3 protein-coding genes and 1 pseudogene are annotated in these 3401 nt (G+C 42.8%); all 4 read right to left on the minus strand.

What is annotated here, in order from left to right:
* A pseudogene (locus tag LD39_RS16430) lies at positions 1 to 434 on the minus strand (butyrate kinase); the annotation flags it as partial.
* 23 nt (positions 435 to 457) lie between these two features.
* Entirely contained in the window at positions 458 to 1552 is a 1095-nt protein-coding gene (gene bcd, locus LD39_RS16435) for a branched-chain amino acid dehydrogenase (RefSeq protein WP_035549932.1), read from the minus strand.
* A gap of 15 nt (positions 1553 to 1567) precedes the next feature.
* Entirely contained in the window at positions 1568 to 2467 is a 900-nt protein-coding gene (gene yqiS / locus LD39_RS16440; protein ID WP_035549933.1) for a phosphate butyryltransferase, read from the minus strand.
* A gap of 102 nt (positions 2468 to 2569) precedes the next feature.
* Positions 2570 to 3401 (minus strand): sigma-54-dependent Fis family transcriptional regulator (locus LD39_RS16445; protein ID WP_035549938.1); only part of this gene is annotated, 832 nt, incomplete at its 5' end.

Here is a 3401-nt window from a genome sequence, read left to right on the forward strand (position 1 = left end):
CCTGAAACGCGGGCTACATCATGGAGCTCATCGACGACGACCGGGTCGACGATGTAAGCCCCTATGTTTAGACCTTTTGCAATTTCATTTGCGATGATTCCGCCTAAGTTTGAGGCATGTTCGCCATTATATCCGTTTTTTAGATCCTCGAGCATTGCATCGTTCACTTCATATGTCCCGCCTTCAATTGGACGAAGCAAACCGCCTCGTCCGCATACGGCACTAAGTTTACTTATGTTGATGCCTGCGTTGTCCAGCTCATCAAGAATCACATTTTTCCTGAATTCATATTGATCAATGATCCGTTTGTATTGATTGACCTCATCGGGCTTATGCCTAATTGTCTTCTCAAAAACTACTTCTTCATCGTCAAAGACGCCAATCTTGGTTGAAGTGGATCCTGGATTGATCACTAGGATTCGATGTTTTTGCACAGCCTTTGACCTCCGATACTTGATTATTTTCTACTTAAAATATGATGACCATTCTGTAAGAACTGGCTACGGGAGCGACGCAGCCGTTCGATCCGCTCTTCGGCCATACGGTCTGCTGCTGCGTAAGTCGGAATATTATCACGGCGGGAAATCTCGAAAACACGCGTGACATTATCGTAGATGGTTTCAACTCGTTTCATAGCTCGATCTTTGTTATATCCGTGAAGTTCATCTGCTACATTGATGACCCCACCTGCGTTAATGACATAGTCTGGAGTATATACGATACCTTTTTCATGCAGAATATCGCCATGAGAGGTATTTTTCAATTGGTTATTCGCTGCTCCTGCAATGACTTTGGCTTTCAATTGAGGAATAGTTTCATCATTAATCGTAGCTCCTAGAGCACATGGAGCGTAGATGTCGCAGTCGACACTATAAATGTCATCCGGTTCAACCGCTTTAGCTCCGAACTCGTCCACCGCACGCTGTACCGCTTCTTTATTGATATCTGTGACGATTAAGTTTGCTCCTTCTTCGTGCAAGTGTCGGCAAAGATTGAAAGCAACGTTCCCAACTCCTTGAACGGCTACTGTTTTTCCTTCAAGAGAATCAGAGCCAAAGCCTTCTTTCGCAGCTGCTTTCATTCCGCGATAAACGCCATATGCAGTGACAGGTGAAGGGTTACCAGAGGATCCGAATGCTGGAGAAATACCAGTTACATAATCGGTTTCTTCGTGAATGAGATCCATATCTTGTACTGTTGTACCCACATCTTCAGCTGTAATGTATCGTCCGTTCAATCCTTGAATAAAGCGACCGAATGCACGGAACATCTCTTCATTTTTATCTTGCTTAGGATCACCGATAATGACTGTTTTACCTCCGCCAAGATTTAATCCTGCGGCAGCATTTTTATAAGTCATTCCTTTTGCTAGTCGAAGCGCGTCTTCAATCGCATCTTCTTCTGAACCATACGTCCACATACGTGTTCCACCAAGTGCAGGGCCAAGTGTTGTATCATGAATCGCAATAATTGCTTTCAAACCAGATTGCTCATCCTGACAAAATACCAATTGCTCGTAATCATATTCTTTCATATAGTCGAAAATTTCCATTTGTAATTCCTCCTGTTATTTGCTGGATTGTAAGGCAAGGGCCAAAGAGTAGACTTTACTTTCTGCCGTGTCTGCTCGGGACGTCAGCACTATAGGTGCTTTAGCTCCACTAATGACAGCGGCTACTTTGGCATTTGCAAAATACATAAAAGATTTGTATAGTGCATTAGCTACTTCTATTGTTGGTGCCATAAGAATATCTGCTTGACCAGCGACTTCAGATTGGATACCTTTCTGTCTTGCCGCTTCCAAATCAACCGCATTATCAAATGCAAGCGGACCATCAACAAGGCAATGCTTAATTTGTCCTCTTTGATTCATCTGGGTCAGAATGGCAGCATCCTGGGTTGCTGTCATGGCTGGATTAACGACTTCGACAGCTGCCAGAGGGGCTACTCTCGGTTTTGCCAAACCCGACTGTTTTGCCACCGCAACTGCATTATTAATAATTTGAACCTTCTCTTCCAGATTCGGTGCGATATTCATCGCAGCATCTGTAAGAAAAATGAGTTTGTCCCTTCCCGGCACTTCAAAGAGTGCTACATGCGATAAGACGCCTTTCGACCTTAAACCATACTGTTTATCTAAGACGGCTTTTAAGAGAGACTTTGTATCAATGTTTCCCTTCATAACCACATGTGCCTCTTTATTATGGACAGCCTTAACGGCTATTGTCGCTGCTTCCTCCGTAGGGCAGTTCATGACGATCAAACCTTGTTGATCAAGGTTTAACTCAACCTCTTGGGATACTCTTTTAATTTCTATTTCATCACCAACTAATAAAAAGCGAGCTATTCCAAGGTCATATGCCTTTTTAACTGCTCTCAACACTTCTGCATCTGCTGCTTGGGCAACAGCAACTGTCTTCGGCTGAGTGCGGTCCACTTGTTCCAGCATTTCCTCTAATGATTTCATGATGTCACCTCTTCTTCTCTATACAAATGCAAAATTCATGCCATCCTTACATTCGGCAACGGACCCATATTTGAGTCTTTCAAAACCCTGCAATTTTCTGCATTACGAAAATCTTTGCATGCTATTTTTATCTAAATTGTACTTATCTAATTTGTAATATAAGTTCCGGATGGATATCCCCAGCGCCTTAGCTGTTTGGGTTTTATTGAAGTCATGTGCACGAAATGCATCCGCCAGCAGCTTCTTCTCATACTCATCGACAGCTTGTTGGAGTGTTTCTCCAAGCCAAGTATTTTCATTTTCAGTATGCCCTACGGAACTTGGTGACTCTTTTGCCAAATGAGGAATATGTTCCAACCGTATTTCTTCCGACAGGTTTTCCATATAAATCATCGCTCTTCCTATAATGTTTTCCAATTCTCGGACATTTCCCGGCCAATCGTATTCTTCTAAGCGTCTGAAAGCCTTCTGTTCAATTGATGTTACGTGTCTTCCATAATCTTCGTTCAGCTTCTGGATCAGGTGCTGAGTCAGTTGAGATAAGTCTTTTTTCCGTTCTCTTAGTGGCGGAATATAAATCGGCAAACGGTTTAACCTGTAATAGAGGTCTTCCCTGAAAGTCTTATTCATGATTGCTTTTTCCAAATTTACATTGGTAGCTGCTATGACACGAACATCAACATGTACGGGTTTCGTACCTCCTACTCTCATGATTTCGTTCTCCTGAAGAACCCTAAGGAGTTTCGCTTGCATCGGTAAAGTTAATTCTCCGATTTCATCTAAGAAGATACTTCCATAATTAGCTTCTTCGAATAGTCCTTTCTTTCCGCCCCGCTTTGCACCTGAAAAAGCTCCATCTTCGTAGCCAAACAATTCGCTTTCCAACAGAGATTCTGCAATAGCCGCACAATTTACACGGATAAACTTATTATGG

Source organism: Halobacillus sp. BBL2006, from assembly GCF_000786645.1.
GTDB lineage: Bacteria > Bacillota > Bacilli > Bacillales > Halobacillaceae > Halobacillus.